The 605-nt window shown below is 40.3% G+C and carries 1 protein-coding gene; it reads right to left on the reverse strand.

Going from position 1 to position 605, the window contains the following annotated elements:
- Positions 1 to 131: 131 nt before the first annotated feature.
- Complete coding sequence (locus ACP45E_RS01775; RefSeq protein ID WP_017038855.1) at positions 132 to 566, reverse strand: DUF2513 domain-containing protein; 435 nt, start codon at positions 564 to 566, stop codon at positions 132 to 134.
- Between the last annotated feature and the right edge of the window lie 39 nt (positions 567 to 605).

Genomic DNA, 605 nt, shown 5'->3' on the forward strand with positions numbered 1-605 from the left:
GCCTAACGCCGCGTTAAGTGGTGAACAACGCAACCACCCGACCTAACCCATTGTGACATAAACACTTAAATCGAAGTAAGCCGAAATGGCCAAGCGTTGGGAATCCGTCTTGAACGCTTTGTTATACAAATTTACGCCAACAATGCATCCAGTTTTTTAGTTAAGTAATGCTCTAGTAATTTTTGGCTGCCATCAAACAATACTCGGAAGGGAGCGTTTGTTAGTTCGGTCTTTAGCTTCTCTAACACTTCCTTATTGTTCAATGCACTAGCGAAATCATGACCCTTTTGAGTTAAACGCACATCTCTTTCAACGATGATTCCGCCAGACTTATTGTATGAAATACCAAAAGTATTCAGCGACTCAGAACGAAGGTCTTTGTCACTAACTAAACCATTTTCAACTAACAGTTGGGCGTGAAAAATGAATTTCTCATCTAACCCTTTACGGTCCTCTGTATAGATTTTCACACCAGCGCTCTCAAATTCAGATAAGGTAATGTGAGCCTTCTCTGAATCTAAGAATACGCTAAGTAAGTTTGATATATACTGGACATCGATTCTCATAGTTACCTCATTTGTATAACGCCGCATTAAGGTGTGAGC

The organism is Vibrio genomosp. F10 str. 9ZD137 (assembly GCF_049974785.1).
In the GTDB taxonomy this organism is placed as follows: Bacteria; Pseudomonadota; Gammaproteobacteria; order Enterobacterales; family Vibrionaceae; genus Vibrio.

Excerpts from the sequence above, each read along its gene's own strand:
- ACP45E_RS01775 (WP_017038855.1), bottom strand. The coding sequence starts at position 566 with ATGAGAATCGATGTCCAGTATATATCAAACTTACTTAGCGTATTCTTA.